Here is a 20813-nt window from a genome sequence, read left to right on the forward strand (position 1 = left end):
AGGGGACTAAGTTAGGACATAGGAAAGGCGTTAGAAAAGATTTAGATAAGAGATGTGTTCTTCAAAACTTTTCTTTTTTTCTCTAGCAACTTTCGCATTAATATTTTCGGATAACGTGAGTTGCCCCTCACCTTTGAAGTATTTTTTTATATGATTGATATTGACAATAGAGGAGCGATGAACTTTGTAGAATTGTAAATGGTTTTGTGTGAGTTTTTCAAAAAACTTAATGCTTTTGCTGATTAAAATTGGTTTAGAGTTGGTTTGCCATACTTTGGTGTAAGCGCCATCGGCTTCTATCAAGATAATTTTCTTTGTTTCAATAAAAATTAAGCCTTCAGCAACAGGCAAGGCAATATTGTGAATAATATTTTTTGTTAAATTAGATTTTAAAGCCTGGAGTCTTTCATACATAGTCGAAGTTTGAACTTTTTGTCTGAGTTTCTCAACGGCTATTTCTAATTTTTCTAATTCAATAGGCTTGAGTAAATAATCAATAGCAGAGAGCTCAAACGCTTGTATGGCGTATTCATTATGCGCTGTTGCAAAGATCAATTCAAAATTTACTTCTTTAAAAAAAGAAAGCAATTCTAGCCCTGAATATTGGGGCATTTCGATGTCACAAAAGACAACATGTGGCTCTAATTTATTAATTTGCAAAACGGCATCGGGTACGTTAGAACATACTGCAACAATTTGCAAATCAGAGAAGAAGGTAGTGATTAAGTTTTTTAAAACACGCCGCCCTCTTTCTTCATCATCAATTATAATGACTTTCATAGGATGATTGGAATCGTAGAAAAATTTGAGATTTAATTGTTGCTGTAATATAGTATAAAACAATTTCTTTTAAAAAAATATAAATTTTAAAAGCACTTTTAGGTAGCCTAATGCTCTAAAAAAAAGTAAAAATTTACCATCCATCAACTGAAAACTAACGGTTGATTAATCGATTATAATATACTCGTTTTTACTTTTTGAGCATTACTTTGCTGGACGTAGTTGATGCATAGAAAATTAAAAATTGGAATGTTAGAAAAATGATTTAGAACTTATTTTAAATCGTTAAGATTTGTATTTTGAGTTCTGTAATACTTGATGTTGTCATCAAAACCATTTTTGTAAAACGCTAAAACAAGCAATCATGAAAAAGTACTTGATCTTAATTCCTTTATTTTTATGTTTAGGAACAAATCTTTTTGCTCAATTTGATAATCAAACCTGTGAAGAACTACTAAAACCTTATGTTAAATCCAATAAAGATTTTGCAAAGATGAATATTGCGACTTTGGATTTCTCAAAACATCATCAAAAGTTTGATATCAATTGGTTACTAGATTTTAAATTTAACTTTATGGATAAGGTATTGGATGTAGAATACACAACAGATAAAGGGACATTCCATCTGTATATTCCATATATTGAAATTATAAAAATTAATACTAGTAAAACTTCATTGGATATTATTGTAAGAGATTAAAACCATTGAAGAGTTGTTGACTTACGCAATGAACTTAAAAGAATTAAAAGGCTGCTTATTAGAGCGGTCTTTTTTTTGAAATAAAGAATGAATTAAAAAAAACAAAGCATAAAATTGTAGAATCCACCTAGGCTTTGTAATTTCAGCCTGTAAAAATAATGTACCCACATAAAAGACAAAAAAAAGAACTACTTATAAAAACATAGATTATGGCAATGAGAAAAATTCGTATGCGCGAAGCCTTGAGAGAGGCAATGTCAGAAGAAATGCGTAGAGACGAGAACGTATTTTTGATGGGCGAAGAAGTAGCAGAGTATAATGGAGCATACAAAGTTAGTCAAGGCATGTTGGATGAGTTTGGTCCCAAACGCATTATCGATACGCCAATTGCAGAGTTAGGTTTTGCAGCAATTGGAGTAGGAGCAGCCATGGGAGGTGTCCGTCCAATTGTAGAATTTATGACTTGGAACTTTGCTGTGTTAGCATTTGATCAAATTGTCAACCACGCTGCGAAAATAAACTCTATGTCTGCGGGGCAATTTAAATGCCCAATCGTATTTAGAGGAGGAACAGGTTCGGCAGGACAATTGGCACAACAACATTCTCAAACATTTGAAAGTTGGATGGCTAACGTTCCTGGTCTAAAAGTTATCTCTATTTCTAACGCTTATGATGCAAAAGGTTTGTTGAAGTCGGCGATTAGAGATGAAGATCCTGTTTGTTTTATGGAGTCCGAACTGATGTATTCAGATATGGGAGAAGTTCCAGAAGAAGAGTATTTGATTCCTATTGGAAAAGCAAATGTTGTTCGTGAAGGAACGGATGTTACTATTACTTGTTTTAATAAATTAGTAAAAGTAGCCGTTGCTGCTGCCGAAGAATTAGAAAAAGAAGGTATTTCTGTAGAAATTATTGATTTGCGTACCATTCGCCCGTTAGATGAGGCGGCAATTATTCAGTCGGTCAAGAAAACAAATCGCTTGATTGCATTGGATGAATCATGGCCTTTTGCAGGGGTATCGTCAGAAATTGCTTATCGCACACAAAAGCATGCCTTTGACTATTTGGATGCTCCTGTTACGAGAATCAATAGTTTGGATGTGAGTATGTGTTATGCGCCAACTTTAGTAGATGCTTTCTTGCCTTCTGCTGAAAAGGTAATCAAAGCTGTAAAAGAAGTACTTTATCGTTAATAATAAACCCCTTTTTTAGAGGTTTTAGAGATATAGAAGCCATCTGCAAATTGTTTGTAGATGGCTTTTTTCTGGGCGATTATTTAATTGTGATTTCATACTTATTTACCCAAGCCCAGGACTTCGAATAACGCGTCGTTTTTTGATTCTTTTAAAGGTATAAGCGACATTTAAGCCTAATGTTATACTATTATAATAATTGTAATTAGTACTATTAGGATGGTTGTCTTGGCGGATTTTGATTAAATCATACACTCCATAAAGCCGTACAGCAAAACTAGGGGTGATTTGATAAGCGATGGCTGCTCTAGGACCTAGATGCAAAGTAGGTGTTTTAAAAAAAGGAATGTCTGAATGCACAATAGTGATAAACTCTATTCCAACATCAAAAGAAAGCTTTGAACTGGCTTTGAAAGAGCATAGGACAGGGACAGTCACACAATGCATTGCTCTATAGTTATTGACAAAGTTGGAATCGGATTGATGATTTCCTAAAAAGAACCGAATGGCATAAAAACCTCCCCAACGAATGGCTATTTTGTCGCTAACATGTTTTTCTACAAATAACCCACCATTTATACCAGGATGTAAATTTCTGAGAAATAGTGTTTTTTGAGGACTCGGAATATTTCCTGCAAAGTTAAAACCTGCTTCTAGACCTATAGATGTCTGTGCTAGGCTCGAAAATGACAAACATAGACAAAGTAATAAAGCTAAAAAAGGTGTTTTAATATTTGTAGTGGACATCGTGATAAGGATAACTTGCTAATAAGAAAGTAAAAAAGCAACGACTATATAGTAGTGGTGCAACTAAGTACTAATATAACTTATTATTATAACTTAGAAAGAAGTTCATATGCTGCTTGGTATAAAAAATAAGTACGTGGGCAGAAAAACATATAGCTAAAAAATAGACTTATTTTAGTGCTAATTAAAGAGAAACAATGCAGCTTTACCTGTGGTGCTATTTCGTGGTTTATATGATTTTTTTGAACGATTATTTATAACCTAAAAAGTATCATAAACTCCTCGCTCTACAGGTACTTCAAGGAAGCCTAAGGAACCAGGTTTTACACGAATAAAAAAGCTCCAAGTTTGTCGTTCGGGTTGCCAACTCAAACCCATTTGCCAACAGTGTAAATCTCTAGAAAATGTAAAGTCAGGGAATGTAATTCGTTCGTCTTTAAAACTATATCCAATGTTTCCGACTCGAATGCCCCAGCCTTTGGATAGGTTGATAAAACCAGAAAATGATAGTTGATGTGCTGTCACAACGGTACTATCCACCCCATCTATATATCTATTGTTAACAATCAAGTTGTAACCAATATTAATGTTTTTGATCAGTTCAAACTGTTTTTTGTCCTTGTCTTCTTTGACCCCTTTCTTTCTAAAGATGTCTCTCAAATCCTTAGAAGTAATACTTGTAGAAGCATTAAATGACATAGACGTAACTCGCACAAGTCGTTTGCTTAGTGTATACTCAAAGGTGTTGATTCTTGCATTATTTTCTGGATTGGCAGCATAAGGATCAAAAGTAGACGAAAAGCGAATATTAATTTTTTTGAACAAAGTAGTATTGACATTAAAATTAATAGGAGATAGGTGCAGTGAATCCGCTGCGATGTTATAATTACCACTAATGGTCGCCGTAGGAATGAGAACAATTTTCTTAAAAGGTTCTTTATTTAAAGAATCTTGCAGTGGTTTTTTGACTTTTGCCTCAAACCTTGTACCGATAGAATAGGTTAATAGAGCAGTACGCCCAGAGGGGGGGGCAAAAGCAAAGTAATTGTAGCGGCGCAACTGTTCTGGATAGCGAGTATCTGTTTGCACCGAATCGTAATAATAATCGTAGGCGTTCTCATAACTAGGTTCCCAGTTGAATCCTACGGTTGGAGAAATAACTGCTCGAAGACTTTTTAGTGCCCCCCAATTAAATTCACCAGTAGCATAAATTTGAGTATTTACATTTACCCCTGCACTAAATTTATGGGTGCTAAAAAAGCCATATTCTCTATAATTATCAACTGTTCCATAGGAAGTCGTATCGGTGGCATCACTAGGATTAACGACTGGGGTAGGGTCTAAAAATTGGCGGTTGCGATAAAAGAACCATCGTTGAGAATAATTGACATTGGGCTGAACGTTGATGACCTTAAATAGCTTGAATGAAAAATTGAGTCTAGGACTATGGGTAATGCTATAGTTCATATTCTCAATGGCTTCTTCTAGACCTCCAGGCTGAAAAAGAGCCGTGTCGGTCGTTGTAATGGTATTGCTACCATTCATATTGTAACTAAATCCAATGCGCTCGTACCAACGTTGCTTTCCTGAAATATTTTTTCGTTTAAATGGAAAGATTTGATTCATATTGAATGTCAATTGCGGGAACGTAATTGTCATGGCATTGGTTTGGGTATTTTGACTGTGAGACAGCCTTGCCGATATCGAAAAAGGCGTACCTAGAAAACGTTTGGTATACGATATATTGGAGTTAAAGGTAGCTGCTAAGACATTGTCAGCATCGTTAAATGTATTTCTATTATAATCAGAAGTACCAAAATTGATTGTTCCTGTAAAATTTTGACTAGGATGAGCTTGTGGCGATTGAGTATGCGTCCAACTAACCTTGAATTCATTGGTTAAGTCATAACCAGGCGTTCCTTTGTCGTCAATTTGTAAGCGGGTATAACCTAGTTCCACCGTTCCCTGTCCCTTGTAACGAATGTTATAGTTCGATTTAATTCTAGTTCTTAAGGAACCTCTCATATAAAAATCTCCCGTTACCTTTAAATCCCAGTATTCGCTTAATCCCAAATAAAAACCAATTTCTCGAATCCCAGGTCCTAAGGTTGGTGAAAAATCTAAATCCATACTTAGAATAAGACCAGAGCGTTTGTTTTTGGTAATGGGGAAAAATCCAAATGGCAACAAAACAGGAGTGGGGGAGCCCATAATTTCTAAAAAAGAAGGTCCCACGACAATCAGTTTACCAGGGATAATTTTGGCTTTAGAAGCACGTATTCCAAAGTGAGGATGCTTGGCATCACAAGTTGTATACAAACAGCCTTGACTGTAGAGTATATTTTGCGAATTGTCCGTTGTACTATCGCCCCCTTTACTAATAAACTTGGTGGCATTAGAAACCAAATAACCATCTCCTTGTTGTGTAGAAGCATCGTATATTTTACCTTTTTTGGTCTTGAAGTTAAATTCAATTCTCCGAGCCGTAAATTGTTGCGTTTTATCATCAAAAAATGGGCATTGAATTTCATTTCCAGCACTATCCAAAAGACAGGTCGCTGTAGCGACATTGGTTAAAAAGTTAAACTCAATATAACCAGCTTTTAGGTTATACTGCTCATAAAACACCTCAGCATTATTATACATATAGACCTTGCGATCAACTAAGTCGTAAATCATGGAATCAGCAGATTCGTATTGAACTGGCAAATCCAATGAATCTTGAGAATATCGAATGACTTTTTCGTCTGCCCCAGAAGTAGTAGGGATGGTATCTAAACTATCTATAATACTTGAATCTGGAAGGATAACAGTCATAGAGTCTGTGCTATCAATAAAGGTAGAATCTAGTTGGTTTAAGGTATCTATGCCTTCGGTGGCTAACGTATCTAAATGGAAGGTATCAGTAGGCGTAAGAGTTGGGTTAATAGAAGTATCAGGATCAACAGAAGGGATTGAATCGGTTGCAACAACAGGCGTCGTGGTTGATGCTGTATCAGCAGACGCCAACCGATCTTTTTTTGCAGCAACAAGCGTGTCGTTGGCAACTTGTGCTTGAAGCTTTTTAGCTTGTTTTTTTTGTAATCGTTGCGTTTTTCTAGCAGCCCTCGCTTGACGGGTATTATAGGGAAAACCACAACTTGAACAAAAAATTGAACAAATAGTAAGAAAGCAAAGAAGTTTGTAATATTTTTGTACTAATAATGCCACTTGTTGTTGAATTAAGAAGTTGAAGTCCCAGTATTATTTTGTCCATACCTATCAACTTCAGGAAAGAACAAAAGTACAATTATTCATTTTTATTCTAAAAGAATTAAGAGACATTATTAGGAATTAATTTGCAGGGTTAAAAAATAGGATTTGGGGAATTTATTTACAAGGAAAAAGCTTCACAGGGAGTACTATTTTTTTGTTTTAATAAATCTCAAAATCAGTATTTTTATTTCTCACAAAACCAATTTCTAACAATGTCTAAGGATTGAAAGATTGATTTTTTTCAAATCGAATTGCTAGACAATTGGTAAGAAAGATATTTTTATCAAAAAATTAGTTGTTTCGTTTTTTCTTTAACGCAATATTTGGCTGTTTTTAACGATCTTTAAGTGATTTAGCCCCAATTATTATTCGAAAATCACACGAGCCTAAAATTTGTCAACGAGTTTTAATTTTTAATCAAATCCCTTGGGGTATGTGATGTACTACAGGCTTCTTTGCTTGATGTGTTGCAACCTTGTAATCTGTAAGTATTGTGGAAAAATCAACAATTGTTGCTATTTTTTTATTTGTTTGTTTGCCCTTTTTCTCTGAAACTTCAACTTATCAATCAAGACCATCCAATAGTGTTTTTACGATAGTAATTGACCCTGGACATGGAGGGAAAGATAGTGGTGCTTTGGGAAGCGTGGTCAAAGAGAAAGATATTGCTTTGAAATTAGCCCTTCGATTGGGGCAATATGTACAGCAGTATATGCCTGGCGTACGGGTTTTGTATACCAGAACCACAGATAGTTTTATCCCGCTGCATCAACGCATTGCCATTGCTAATAATAATCATGCAGATTTGTTTTTTTCCATTCATTGTAATTCGATGCTGCATAGAACCAATACGGTTGCAGGAACGGAAACGTATGTGATGGGATTGCATCGAGTTGAAGAAAATTTGAATGTTGCTAAAAGAGAAAATAAAGCTGTTCTGTTAGAAAAAGACTATGCTCAAAACTATGGTGGCTATGATCCACACTCTTCTGAAGGTCATATTATGTTAAGTATGTATCAGAATGCTTACTTATCTCAAAGTTTGTTGTTAGCAGAAAAAGTAGAGCAACAATTTATACATACTGCTAAACGCAAAAGTAGAGGCGTAAAGCAAGCTGGTTTTTTGGTGCTTAGAGCAGCAACAATGCCTTCTGTTTTGGTCGAAACAGGATTTTTGTCAAATACTATAGAAGAAAGTTATCTCAATTCGGAAAAAGGGCAAGTGTATACTGCTTCTGCAATGTATCGAGCTTTAAAAGAGTACAAATATGCCGTAGAACAGGCAACGAATTATAATTATCGAATGGTGAAAGGACGTTCAACGACTAAAACACAACCTACCTATTCAACAACAGCTTTGGCTAAGAAGCATTATTATCAAAAGACACCCGAAAAACACCAATTTGTTCGAAAGACAGTTATTCCTGATTCTAAGCCGTTGGTTAATGAAGCTATATTTGATGCGCCTAGACAGTCATTCAATGAAGAGCCTCCTGTGAAGGAAATGCCTTCGATTACAGAAATGTATCCAACAAGTTTGCAACCAATCAAGCCTAGAAGTGTTTATAATACTAGCAATAAAACTGTTTTTAGAGTCCAGTTAGCCGCAGTAGCACAAAAAACAAGTGTGAAAACGGGAACTTGGGCAGCCATCGAGGGGGTAGAGTGTGTGAAAGTAGGAAACTCTTATAAACTTTTGATTGGAACGTATATAGACTTGAATACTGCTGCACAACAACAAGAATATTGGCGTCAGAATGGATTTAAAGATGCCTTTATTGTAGCGTTTAGAAATGGTCAAAGAATTTCTATGGCAGAAGCTATTCAGTAATAATAATAGAGCCAATGTGATGCACTTTAATTGTACAACTATTCTCAAATGCTTCATTTATTCAAAAGAATTTATTTACTTTGGTATGTTGTAGCTGTGTTTAGAACTGACCTAAATATTCTTTGAGTAAAAAATCTAATTTGTAATTGTTGCTTGATGAATTGAAATGGTTGGTTTACTATTTGTGGTTTGGTGCAAAATTTGGTGACAGAACGAAAAACTAAGCCTATGATCTCATGGACTTAGCAAATGCCACGCAGCTAAACTACTATCTAAAGATAGAAAAGTAAATTGTCGGAAATTTGCAGCAATAGTTTGAGGTTCATTTTAAGGAAAGGTAGTCGAATTTGACCGAATGTACGGTACTTGAATATCCAACAAGCAGATCGATGGATTTTATTTTTTAGATTTACTACTACTTCGTGGGGGTGTCGTATCATATTACTTCGTGATAGCTGCGTAGTTGATTATTAATACAATACGATTTTAAAGCAGACTATTGAATTTACTTAATACAAAAAAAAATCAACTTGGAAATATCTAAAGAAGCAAGGGTGGGGTTTATTGGTCTTGTTATTTTATTTACGACCTTATTTACCTTTAATTACCTGAATCGACAAAATGTATTCTCTAGAAACTTGATTCTTAAAGCTAAATTTAAGGATTTGGAGTTTTTAAAGATGGGAAACCCTGTTTATATAAAAGGGCGAGAATACGGAAGAGTCGTTGCTATATATAAGGTAGGAGACGTTTTGTGGGCGGACTTGGATATTGAACCTTCTGCCAAAATACCACAAGATGCAAGGGCTAATATTACCGAACTTTCTTTGTTGGGAGGTAGAATGGTAACCATTGACTATACTGGCGCTTGTGATGGTGACGATTGCTTGAAAAATGGTGATATTATAATTGGTGGTGTCAACAATATGAAAATGCAGGTGGCAGCAGTTGCAAAACCGATCTTAGAGTCGTTTGGTAAGGTAGCCGATACACTAATGGGACCAAATGGTATGGATAAGATGCTAACAAAAGCTTATAATTCAGTAGCTAGTTTGCGCAAAACTACCAATGGGCTCGAAGGTAAAATGAGAGGAATGAATAGAACATTACCAAGCACAATTAAGAGTTTTAAAGAACTCACGGCAGGTTTGTTAGAGGGAGAGGTAGATGCCACAGCGGTAACACCAACTCGTGAAATGGCAATGGCGTTAGACTCTTTGTTGGATAACTTATCTTCTTTGACGGAAGAAGATATTGAGGCCATGACAAAAATATTGTACACCTTAAAGGAACAAGCAGAAGCATTGCCTAAAAACATCCAAAAGGCAGAGGCTATTATAGCAAAAGCTGACGATACATTGGATAGCTTGAACTTAAAAATTGCTCCTTACAAAGAAGGTGCGTCGGGAATGGTACCTAAACTGTTGTATGATGCTGATTACAAAGATAGTTTAAACAATAGTATAGAAAATGTTTCTCAGAAGCTTCGTGACATTCGAGAACATCCACAAAATAATCTTTCATTAAGAAAGAAAAAAAAGAAGTAACTTATTGCATTAAAACATAAGGAATTATTATAAAATTAAAACATAAAGAACGTGCGTAACGAAGTTAAAATTGGTATTCTGGGCTTAGTGTCTATCGTCTTATTAATTTGGGGGTACAACTTTTTACAAGGAAAGAATATATTTTCATCAGATATCGTTGCGAATGCAGTGTTTACTTCTGTTGATGGTTTAAACATTGCCGCTCCTGTAACAATTAGTGGATATAAAGTTGGTGCAGTAACAAATATCAAACCTTCTCCAGATTACTCTCATGTAATTGTGGAAATGAATATTCAGGATGGTACCAAAATACCTAAAGATGCGAGAGCTGTCCTTGTACAACCTTCGTTGATGGGAGGCAAAGAAATTTCTTTGAAATTTGTAGGTGATTGTGGCAATGATTGTTTAGAGTCGGGAGGAACATTACAAGGAAATGTATCGGGTATGGTTGATGGTATTCTAGAGGTGGCGGATCCTTATTTAGGTAAAATTGATACCATACTAGGTGCTGTCGCTAAGTTGTCTATGGATGATAACAAGCAATTGAACGCTACCTTCAAAGAATTACAAGGGGTAGTTACTAATGTAAAAGTATTGACGGATTTAGTGAATAATCTATTGGTTAGTTCATCTGTAAATATCTCTGTAGCCTTATCTAATCTAAAGAAAATTACAGGAAATATTAAGGATAGTAATGGAGAAATTACTAGTATGTTGCAAAATATTAATACCATTACAACACAGGTTAAAGATGCCGATTTAGAAAAAACAATTGCCTCTGCTAAAGAAGCATTGGACAATATTAATCAAGTAGTCAATGGGCTAGATGGTACTTTGAGCAAAGCCAATAATATGATTGATAATATTGGGAAAATTACAGATTTTGAAAATCAAAATGGTTTGGTCGCTGCGTTGTTCAATGACAAAAACTTTAAAGGAGATATTGACGAAGTAGTTGAAAATCTAAATTTATTGCTTCAAGATATCCGCTTGCATCCAGAACGTTATAAAACGGTTCTTAGTGGCAAGTACAAGCCATATAAACCCGTTGATCAAGATCCTAAATTGAAAGATGGTAAAGATCCTAAAGACCAATAATCGAACGGTTAAAAATAAATAATAGGAGAGGGCAAGTGGTTTCAACTACTTGTCCTCTTTTTGTGTGTATGGATGCTATCAATAGTTAGCTGCAATTTTACAGAATGCCGCTGCTTTTTTAGCGCAAAACAGCACTTGTTTTTTCCAATCCTTTAAAACTTTCATGATAATGCGTTGGTCGATTTTGTTCGGCTCGACTAGGTGCTCTTCTACTAGGAGCAATGCGAATTTCATGGCCGTTATAGACTTCATTGAGAATACGAATTTCATTTCTAAAGTCTTGATGCGCTGTTGATGCTTTTTCTAAGTCAATACAAATAGGAGCTTGATAAACTTGATAAACTTTATCTGCTGTTGCATCAATATTAGTGTTGGTTGCTTGTGCGACTAAACCTAAATCCAATTCGATGCTTCCATCGTGTTGCAGTGCAATTTTGTCAACTTCCAAGATACAGTAACCATCATGATAGATTGAAATAGAATAATTTCCTGATCTTAATTGACCAAACCAATAATTTCCAACATGGTCAGTTTTTGTTTTACTATGATACTTATTATTTCTCTTTAAGACTATTTTTGCGTTATGTAGTGTTGATTTTGTAACTTGGCTGTAAATCTTTCCTGTGATAAAACCAGATTGAGCATAAGAACGCGGACTTAATACTAAGAAAGTATATGTTAAAATTATAAGCATCATAACCGAGAGTCGTTAAAGTGAAAAAGAGCTCTTAATAATACGATAGCAAGTAATTCAGTAGCAAAAAATCTTATAGAGTAGACTCTTGTTCTGAGTGATTGCCTAACTAAAAAATAGGTGTATTATTGTTTGAGTAGTTGGTACAAGGCGAACATAGTGGGTTTATGTAGTATAGTAAGTAACTAAGACCGTAAGTCAACGACACAACTAAGTGTTTATATAAATATATACGGATAAAAATAGATTATGTTTGGGAATCAATCTATGGAATTAGATCTTTTGTCGAAAGAATCAAAATGATATAAAGTAATCAGAATGATAGACTTATTAGTGAAACGGACATTGTCAAAAGAAAAAGAAGCAATTTTAGAAAATCGTTTTTTGAGCTTGTGTCAAGCATTGGGTGTTCCCTTTGTACAAGCCCAAGAGTATTATCAACAATTGTATGACTTGTACCATGAAGAGCATCGACATTATCATAATTTAGTTCATATTTCAAATTTCTTAAATTTATTGGATCAGTACAAAGCTCAAATAGAAGCGCCTTTATTATTTGAAGTGGCAATATGGTACCACGATGCTATTTATACTGTAAAAGCTAAGGATAATGAACGTCAATCTGCCAATTTGGCGCAAGAATTGTTTGAAATCTATTTGGATGTGCCTAGCCTAGAGTATGTTAAGGAACTTATTTTGAGTACAGAAGGACATTATCCTAGAATAGAAAAAATGGACACTTATTTTTTCTTAGATTTTGATCTCTCAATTTTGGCAGCAAGTACTTTAACTTATAAATTATACAGCGAAGCCATATGGCAAGAGTACAAAACGGCTTATGTTAAACTGTTGTACAAAATGGGCAGAAAAAAGGTTTTAAAGAACTTTTTAGCACGTGAGAAAATATACTTTTCGTCTGTTTTTTTTGAGAAATATGAAGAAATGGCACGAAAAAATTTAAAACTAGAACTGAACGGGAAATAATAATATTACGTTAATTGATGGATTGTTTTGTTTAAAATTGGAATATAAAATGTAACTTACAATATAATATTGCGTTAAGCACTATAAAGATAATCGCCCCCGTCTCTAGAATTTAATGTTTATTATGTATAGAATATCAAAGGTATCGCCTGAAATAATGCCTTGGGTAAGCTAAATAACCAATTCTTTGTAACAAAAGATTAGGGGGATTTTACCCGTATTCTGCTTACAATTGTTTATGCTTGTAAGTTATATGCATATGTAGACGATCACAAAAACGAATAAATCATGCAGTCATTATTAGTGTTAATGGGGAGGTTATCAAAATACACTTTATTAGGAAGTATTGTAGGTGTTTTGATGGTTTTATTAGCAAACTTGGTCGTACTTATAGCCGTAAATTCCAACGTTTATAACGATATTCAGAAAGTAGGGTATAGTGATGTTGCTTTAGTTTTGGGGACAAGCCGAAGTGTTAATGGTATTGTTGAAAACCCCTTTTTTACACATCGAATAAAAGCAGCAGCAGAATTATTTTTTGAAGGTAAGGTGAAACATATTTTGGTTAGTGGAGACAATAGTTCTATGAATTATAACGAACCTAGAGACATGCGCCATGCCTTGATAAAATTAGGAGTACCCGATTCCTGTATTACTATGGATTTTGCAGGATTAAGAACGCTAGATTCAGTCGTGCGTAGCCACAAAATCTTCCAACAAAAACGCATTACCATCGTTTCACAAGAGTTTCATAATTATAGAGCTTTGTTTATTGCCCAACACTATGGTATCGATGCCGTTGCTTACAATGCAGCCTACCCGAAAGAAGCTACTCTTAAAACCGTATGGAGAGAATATTTAGCTCGACCTAAAGCTTTATTAGACTTGTATTTATTAGATACACAACCTAAGTTTTTGGGGGATAAAATTACCATAAGAGTATAACAAGAGTCGCTTAGTCAATTTCATCGTATGATGCAATTAGAATCATACATAGTTCTTTCAATTTTTGAGTTTCAGTTGATGTTTAGCTAAAATAATTGTTAAAAAAGCGTAATTTCGTCGCGAATACGTATCTCCCAACACTTTTATTTTTCTAAAATCAAAATTTATGAATCGCCAACTAATTGTTGCAGGAAATTGGAAAATGAATAAAAATCTCATCGAAGCATTTTCGTTAGCTAGTGAGATTTTGGCGAAAGCCAAAAAAATGTCAAATAAGGTAGAAATAGTTCTAGCTCCTCCAGCACCCTACCTTCATACCATTAATAGTATGAGCAAAGATATTGCTCATGTCAATATTGCAGCACAAAATTGTCACTATGAACCGAAGGGAGCCTATACTGGCGAAATTTCAGCAGAAATGTTAGCTTCCATGAATCTGACCTATGTTATTTTAGGGCATTCTGAACGTAGAAAATTCTTTCAAGAAGATCATGAAGTTTTAGCTAAAAAAGTTGATGCTGCTATTAGAGCTGGAGTAAAGGTGATTTTCTGCTGTGGCGAGCCTTTAGAAGAAAGAGAAGCCAATCAACAAGAAAACTTTGTTTTGAAACAACTAAAAGAAAGTCTGTTTCACCTCTCACAAGATGCAATGAAACAAGTAGTAATTGCCTATGAGCCTATTTGGGCAATAGGGACAGGAAAAACAGCAAGCCCTGCCCAAGCACAAGAAATGCATCAATTCATTCGTCATCAAATTTCTGAACACTATACTGCCGAATTAGCCAACGCTTGTTCTATTCTTTATGGAGGGAGTTGCAAACCTTCTAATGCTGCTGAGTTATTCGCCCAAAAAGATGTTGATGGTGGTTTAGTAGGAGGGGCTTCCCTTCAATCAGAAGACTTTTTACAAATTATTCAAGCTAGAGCAAAACAGGCTTAAACAAGCTTATTCAAGCCTGTTTATTATTCTGATTTAGAGCAAGAAAGTGTTAAAATCTAGCTTTTTTTTCATTTTTTTTTGTTCAGGTAGATACAAATTAACGTTTTGTTACGTTCTATATAGAATTCTTATACAGTTTATTTACAACAAATTAATAAATCAAGCATTAGCCCCCTATAGGCCGAATAGTTTGATTCATTGAAAATCATTTTTATAAAATTAGCGATATACAAACAACACTACTCAAGATGAAAATCCTCCTTACACTTCTTGGACGAGTAAGTTTATTCAGCTTACTACTCTTAGGTACTTACACAACAGCTTTTGCTAGTCACAACTTAGGCTGTTCTATAACTTACACCTGTTTAGGTGGAAACCAGTACGAGTTTACAATGACTTGTTATGGTGATTGTGACCCCAACAGTATTAGTTTACCTACAAGCACTACATTGGAATTTTCGAACAATGGAACTTGCACAGGAACAGTCGCCAATTTAACGCTCGATACTGTTGCAGGTTTTGGGGGACGTCCTGTTGATGAACTATTATGTAGTCCTTCTTTATCTGTCTGTAATGGTGGGTCGCAGCAAGCCTCTCGAGAGTGGGTTTACAGAGGCGTCACAACGCTACCCGCAGGATGTATTTGGACAGCTAGTTATGGTACCTGTTGTCGATCAGCTGCCGTAACTAATTTGCAAAACGCAAGTAGTGCAGGAACCAATGTATTTACAACCATTAATACCAATGTAGTTCCATGTAATAATTCTGTGCAATTTTCAAACTTACCAATTCATTATGGTTGTGATAGTTCTTTGGTACAATATAATCACGGAGCTTTTGATCCAGATGGAGATACTTTAGTTTTTTCTCTAATTCATCCTCAGAACGATCCTCCTGCTAACATTCCATTTGTGGCAGGACTTTCTGCAACCAACCCTGTTCAATTGGTTCCTACAACAACTTTTCAGTTTGATTCTACAACAGGACAGATGACATTTTTGCCTGCGGACAACACAGGACAAGTTGCCATGATTGGGATTAAAATAGAAGAGATAAGAAATGGAGTTGTTATCGCAACAACAATACGTGAAGTGCAGATTGTAATTCAGACAAATTGTAATAACGACCCACCAGCCGTTGACTCTAATGGAGTACAAGGTTCTGCAATTACAATAAATGGAAGTAGTTTGGAGTTATGTAGAGGTAATTTTGCTTCTTTTGAGTTAGTCATTGAAGATCCTAATGGTGACTCTTTGACAGTTACTAGTAATATTATCAGTGCTATACCTGGTGCTGTAGTTAGTTATAACGTAGATAACAGTGTTATTGATTCAGTTATTTTGACCTTTACAGTTAACTCTATCAATTTAACACCTGGTACATATCCTTTCTCGATCAATATAAATGATAATGCTTGTCCCGTCCCCTCAATACAATTATTGAGTTATGCTTTGGTTATTTATGGAGCAAATTATACCAATAATATATACTGTAGGAACGATGTGGATCCTGTTCCTATCGTCATTGGAGACTCCGCAGGGGTCTTCCTGGGCTTACCCACCAACCCTGTGGGCTTGGTGATGGATTCTATTACAGGTATTATTGATTTAGATTCTTCGGCTGTAGGAACATACGATATTGTATATACACTGGACTCTGTTTCTATATGTCCATCTGACTCTATTCAGATTACGATTGTTGATGTACCAGATCCTACATTTAGTTATGCACAACCTCTTTGGTGCCGTCAAGGACCAGATCCAACACCAACCATTACAGGAACTCCAGGAGGAACATTTAGCTCAGATGCAAATGTAGCTATCAATTCAATTTCAGGAGTTATAGATATCTCGAATACTTCCGTAGGGTCACATATTATATATTATAATGTAGTAGGCGGGACTTGTTCTGCTCGAGATAGTTTTATTATAGATGTCATGGAGTTGAATAACTTTGAGACAACTGCAAGTCAATATTTTATGTGTCCAAATGAACTGGATACGATACAGTTAGGAGTAAATGTATCTTATAATGGTACGCCTCCGCCAGCACAGACATATTTGTGGTCGCCGAATGTTAATATTAATAATGTTAATATTCCGAACCCAGAAGTAATTTTGTTGACAGCACAAACGTACGTCTTAACTTATAATGATGGTTTGTGTCCTCAAGTGACAGATACAGTAGAAATTACGACTCCTTACCCTGCCGTAATTCAACCTACTTCTGATATTATTTTGTGTAATGGAAACGCAGCACAAATAGGCGCTGCTGTTGCTGCTGGACCTGGAGCTAATAATTTCCCATATACAGGACCAACAAGCATTCAACCAGAAGATACAACTCGATTTACATTGAACGTGACTGGAGTTGCTCCAGTAAATGTAAATGGAGCGTTATTAGCTTCTTTAAGTACTTGTTTTGGTTTGACAACCAACTCTGGAACAAATGTATTAGCACACATCCAAGCATATTTAATTGCGCCAAGTGGAGAAACAGTTCAATTAACCTTTAACAATGGTGGATTTAATACTGTATTCCCATCATCAACTTTCTCTATCGCAGCAGGAAATACACCAATTACAAGTTTACCTTTTGGACCACCAATTACACCTGGTGTAAGCTACTTCCCTCAAGCAGGGGCAACAGGTTTCAATCCTTTGTTAGGTGCAACGACAAATGGTAACTGGACCTTAATGGTTGTTCATCGTAACAATGGGTTGAGTGTTGGAACTCCTGCATTGACATTAACAGATTGGTGTTTAGATTTCCAAGACTTATCAGCAGCTACTTTTGAATGGTCGCCTAACAATGCAACAATTAGTTGTGTTGCTTGTGATAGCCCAACAGTAAGCCCATCTGTAAATACAACGTACAATGTGATTGCGACTAATTTATTTGGATGTAGAGATACTGCTTCTGTAAACGTAGTGATTGATACGGCTTTGCCATCTCCAATTACTAGTTGTGGAACAATTACTAATAATAGTGTAACGTTTAATTGGGTGCCTGTATTTGGTGCAGCAGGATATGTTGTTTCAATAGATGGCGTAGTACAACCAATCGTAGCTTCTAATGTCGATTCATTTGAAGTAACAGGTTTGTCTTCTGGTCAATGTGTTACCATGATTATTTATCCCCAGTCAGGCAATACTTGTGCAGATGGGGCGCCTGATACAATTACTTGTTGTGCGGCTAGTTGTGGTTCTATAGATCCTTTAACAATAGGAACAAGTGGTCCAACTACTTTCTGTGTAGGGCAATCTGTAACCTTAGATGCAGGGGCAGGTTTTGCCAATTATTCTTGGTCAACATCAGAAACAACACAAACAATAACTGTTTCGACTACTATGACAGTAGGCGTTACAACAACCGATAATAATGGATGTTTAGATACAGGTTCTGTGGTCATAACTGTAGTTCCTGGTCCAACACCAACAATAGTAGCTAGTGGCTCAACAACATTATGTGCAGGAGATTCTGTAACCTTAGATGCAGGAGCAGGTTTCTCTGTATATACATGGAGTCCTGGGGCTGCAGCAACACAAACAATCAATGTTAATGCTTCTGGAACTTATATTGTGACAGTAGAAGATAATGTTGGATGTATAGGAGTCGATAGTATGACCGTAACGGTAGGAACTCCTTTGACAGTTACTTTGGCAGGAACAGATTTATCTTGTAATGGAATAGCACCACCTGATGGACAAGCAACGGCAACACCTGTTGGTAGTTTTGGTGGTTATACTTATGTATGGTCTGATGGTCAAACAACTCCGACTGCGCTAGGTTTGCCTACAGGAAATCACTGCGTAACAGTGACAGATGTAAATGCTTGTACGGTAAGTTCTTGTGTTACAATTAGCGAACCTAGTTCTGTTAGTGTATCAACAACGCAAACTAATGTAACTTGTTTTAATGGTTCTGATGGACAAGCAACTGCTATAGGAAGTGGAGGAACAGGAACACATACTTATGTATGGTCTGACGGTCAGACAACAGCTACGGCTGTAGGTTTATCAGCAGGACCAATTTGTGTAACGGTAACCGATGCCAATGGATGTACAGTAGATACTTGTATTACAATCACGCAACCAGCAGTTACCGTAGCATCAAATGCTGTTGTAACATCTAGTTTCCCTAACGGATCTCCGATTAGTTGTGGAGGAACTTGTGATGGTGAAGCAACGGCTTCTGGAAGTGGGGGAACACCATCTGTAAGTGGTTATACGTTTACTTGGAATACTGTACCTGCTCAAAATACAGCAATCGCAACAGGTCTTTGTGTTGGAGCTTATTCTGTAACCGTAACCGATAGCTTAGGATGTAGTTCTATTTCTAGTGTGACCCTAACAGAACCAGCTCCTGTAACCGTAACAATTAGTAATATCGTAGCCCCAACTTGTAACGGAGTCTCTGATGGTTCGGCTGAAGCGACAGGAACAGGAGGTGCTGGAGGTTATACATATTCTTGGAATACCGTACCTGCTCAAACAACTGCTATTGCAACAGGTTTAGCAGATGGTGTTTATACTGTAGTTGCTACCGATGCGAATGGTTGTACTGGAACAGAATCTGTTACAATAACAGAGCCGTCTGCAGTTACAGTGACTACTAGTATTTCTTCTAATTATAATGGTGCATCTATTAGTTGTAATGGAGCTTGTGATGGTGAATTAACTGCCGCTGCAACTGGAGGAACAGGAACGCATACTTATGTATGGTCTGATGGTCAGACAACTGCTGTTGCGACAGGTTTGTGTGTAGGTGTTTATACTGTAACAGCTACCGATGCGAATGGATGTACATCTAATTCTACAATTACGATAACAGAACCAACCGCTGTAACAGCTACCACTACAAGTACAGATGCGCTTTGTAATGGAGCTTCTGATGGAACAGCAACTGCTGTAGGTGCAGGAGGAACAGGAGCATACAGTTTTGTATGGTCAACAGCACCTCCACAAACGACTGCAACGGCAACAGGACTGAATGCAGCAACAGGTGTTTATACTGTAACGGTAAGTGATGCAAATGGTTGTACAGATGTAAGTAGTGTAACCATAAGCGAACCAAGTCAAGTAACAGCAACAATAAGCACAACAGCAGTAAGCTGTCATGGTGGTACGGATGGTACTGCAACTGCAACAGTGGGTGGAGGTACTCCAGGAGTACCTGCATATACCTACGATTGGGGGACAGGAGCAACAGCTTCTGCCACAAGCCCTGGTCAAGCCGCAGGCGTGCATACCGTAACCATATCCGATGCCAATGGATGTTCAATCACAGAGAGTTATACCATTACAGAACCTTCTGCCATCAGCTTTACCGTATCAAGTACATCGGCAAGCTGTAACGGAGCTTCTGATGGAAGTGCGACGATCAATGCTAGTGGTGGTGTCGGAGGCTTTAGCTACGCATGGAATAGCAGTGCACAAACGACAGCAACGGCAACAGGTTTACCAGCAGGGTTGCATTGTGTAACGGTTACCGATGGGAATGGTTGTACGGTTGATACTTGTATTCAGGTGAACGAACCAGCAGGCTTTAGTAATATCAATTTCTCTACCATCAACGTGAGTTGTTTTGGTGGCTCAAATGGACAAGCAACCATTAGTCTAACTGGTGGTGTCGGAGCATATACTTATAACTGGAGTAATGGAGATAATACTGCAACGGCAACAGGATTAGATGCCAATACACATAGTGTTACCGTAACCGATGCCAATGGTTGTACCGTAACAGCAAACGTAATTATTACAGAGCCAACGGCTTTACAACTAGGATTTGATGTAGATTCGGTACAATGTAAAAACGGAAATGATGGTTCGGTAACAGCCTTAGTTACTGGCGGAACCTTCCCATATAGCTATCAATGGGATCCATCAACTGGAAGTGGTGGACAGGTAACTGCTACAGCAAGTAATCTAACAGTAGGAACTTATACAGTAACTGTAACTGACTTTAATGGTTGTACCATTTTAGGTAGTGCTACGGTCTTTGAACCATCAACGGTATTAACTGCCGCCATCATCAATCAACTAAATCCATCTTGTCATGGAAGTTGTGATGGTAGCATAGAAGTAGATGCACAAGGAG

The 20813-nt window shown here is 36.6% G+C and carries 12 protein-coding genes and 1 pseudogene; 9 read left to right on the top strand and 4 right to left on the bottom strand.

All coding sequences use genetic code 11. The features are described from left to right. Nucleotides 1-30 precede the first annotated feature (30 nt). A complete protein-coding gene (locus CG11_RS01360) occupies nt 31-780 on the bottom strand; it encodes a LytTR family DNA-binding domain-containing protein (RefSeq protein WP_052592338.1) in 750 nt (249 codons plus the stop codon). Between the two features lie 364 nt (nt 781-1144). On the opposite strand from CG11_RS01360, the gene CG11_RS01365 reads away from it, so the two are divergent. Together CG11_RS01365 and CG11_RS01370 are read left to right on the top strand one after the other, a co-directional pair. Continuing rightward, entirely contained in the window at nt 1145-1480 is a 336-nt protein-coding gene (locus CG11_RS01365) for a hypothetical protein (RefSeq protein WP_052592340.1), read from the top strand. Nucleotides 1481-1695: 215 nt separating this feature from the next. Beyond that, nucleotides 1696-2673 carry a pyruvate dehydrogenase complex E1 component subunit beta gene (locus tag CG11_RS01370; protein WP_052592367.1) on the top strand — a complete coding sequence of 326 codons (978 nt, stop codon included), beginning with the start codon at nt 1696-1698 and terminating at the stop codon, nt 2671-2673. A 105-nt stretch (nt 2674-2778) separates the two neighbouring features. Here the strand turns inward: CG11_RS01370 and CG11_RS01375 are convergent, their stop codons facing one another. Together CG11_RS01375 and CG11_RS01380 are read right to left on the bottom strand one after the other, a co-directional pair. Beyond that, nucleotides 2779-3420: an outer membrane beta-barrel protein gene (locus CG11_RS01375; RefSeq protein WP_052592343.1), complete on the bottom strand. Its 642-nt coding sequence runs from the start codon at nt 3418-3420 to the stop codon at nt 2779-2781. Nucleotides 3421-3681: 261 nt separating this feature from the next. After that, nucleotides 3682-6630: a putative LPS assembly protein LptD gene (locus CG11_RS01380; RefSeq protein WP_052592346.1), complete on the bottom strand. Its 2949-nt coding sequence runs from the start codon at nt 6628-6630 to the stop codon at nt 3682-3684. Nucleotides 6631-7168: 538 nt separating this feature from the next. On the opposite strand from CG11_RS01380, the gene CG11_RS29035 reads away from it, so the two are divergent. From CG11_RS29035 to CG11_RS01395, 3 genes are all read left to right on the top strand, one after another. Continuing rightward, on the top strand, nt 7169-8506 hold the full coding sequence (locus CG11_RS29035) for an N-acetylmuramoyl-L-alanine amidase (protein WP_063832983.1): 1338 nt from the start codon (nt 7169-7171) through the stop codon (nt 8504-8506). A 530-nt stretch (nt 8507-9036) separates the two neighbouring features. Next, nucleotides 9037-10053 (top strand): MlaD family protein, encoded by a 1017-nt coding sequence (locus CG11_RS01390; RefSeq protein ID WP_052592347.1) that lies wholly within the window; start codon nt 9037-9039, stop codon nt 10051-10053. A gap of 51 nt (nt 10054-10104) precedes the next feature. Further along, a complete protein-coding gene (locus CG11_RS01395; RefSeq protein WP_052592349.1) occupies nt 10105-11151 on the top strand; it encodes an MlaD family protein in 1047 nt (348 codons plus the stop codon). A gap of 118 nt (nt 11152-11269) precedes the next feature. Here CG11_RS01395 and CG11_RS01400 read toward each other — a convergent pair whose 3' ends face one another. Further along, on the bottom strand, nt 11270-11848 hold the full coding sequence (locus CG11_RS01400; RefSeq protein WP_052592351.1) for a carboxypeptidase-like regulatory domain-containing protein: 579 nt from the start codon (nt 11846-11848) through the stop codon (nt 11270-11272). Between the two features lie 315 nt (nt 11849-12163). Here CG11_RS01400 and CG11_RS01405 point away from each other — a divergent pair, with 315 nt between their 5' ends. From CG11_RS01405 to CG11_RS01420, 4 genes and pseudogenes are all read left to right on the top strand, one after another. Then, the gene (locus tag CG11_RS01405) at nt 12164-12829 is read left to right on the top strand and encodes a hypothetical protein (RefSeq protein ID WP_052592352.1); all 666 of its coding nucleotides are present in this window, start codon (nt 12164-12166) and stop codon (nt 12827-12829) included. Nucleotides 12830-13117: 288 nt separating this feature from the next. Further along, on the top strand, nt 13118-13774 hold the full coding sequence (locus CG11_RS01410; RefSeq protein WP_231512748.1) for a vancomycin high temperature exclusion protein: 657 nt from the start codon (nt 13118-13120) through the stop codon (nt 13772-13774). A 166-nt stretch (nt 13775-13940) separates the two neighbouring features. Further along, entirely contained in the window at nt 13941-14714 is a 774-nt protein-coding gene (gene tpiA, locus CG11_RS01415; RefSeq protein ID WP_052592355.1) for a triose-phosphate isomerase, read from the top strand. A 248-nt stretch (nt 14715-14962) separates the two neighbouring features. Then, nucleotides 14963-20813 (top strand): annotated as a pseudogene (locus tag CG11_RS01420) (SprB repeat-containing protein); the annotation flags it as partial.

The organism is Aureispira sp. CCB-QB1 (assembly GCF_000724545.1).
In the GTDB taxonomy this organism is placed as follows: domain Bacteria; phylum Bacteroidota; class Bacteroidia; order Chitinophagales; family Saprospiraceae; genus Aureispira.

Bases quoted from the DNA above. Each gene is read 5' to 3' on its own strand.
- CG11_RS01375 (WP_052592343.1), bottom strand. From the start codon at position 3,420: ATGTCCACTACAAATATTAAAACACCTTTTTTAGCTTTATTACTTTGT.
- CG11_RS01410 (WP_231512748.1), top strand. From the start codon at position 13,118: ATGCAGTCATTATTAGTGTTAATGGGGAGGTTATCAAAATACACTTTA.
- CG11_RS01370 (WP_052592367.1), top strand. From the start codon at position 1,696: ATGAGAAAAATTCGTATGCGCGAAGCCTTGAGAGAGGCAATGTCAGAA.
- CG11_RS01405 (WP_052592352.1), top strand. From the start codon at position 12,164: ATGATAGACTTATTAGTGAAACGGACATTGTCAAAAGAAAAAGAAGCA.
- CG11_RS01365 (WP_052592340.1), top strand. From the start codon at position 1,145: ATGAAAAAGTACTTGATCTTAATTCCTTTATTTTTATGTTTAGGAACA.
- CG11_RS01400 (WP_052592351.1), bottom strand. From the start codon at position 11,848: ATGATGCTTATAATTTTAACATATACTTTCTTAGTATTAAGTCCGCGT.
- CG11_RS01360 (WP_052592338.1), bottom strand. From the start codon at position 780: ATGAAAGTCATTATAATTGATGATGAAGAAAGAGGGCGGCGTGTTTTA.
- tpiA (WP_052592355.1), top strand. From the start codon at position 13,941: ATGAATCGCCAACTAATTGTTGCAGGAAATTGGAAAATGAATAAAAAT.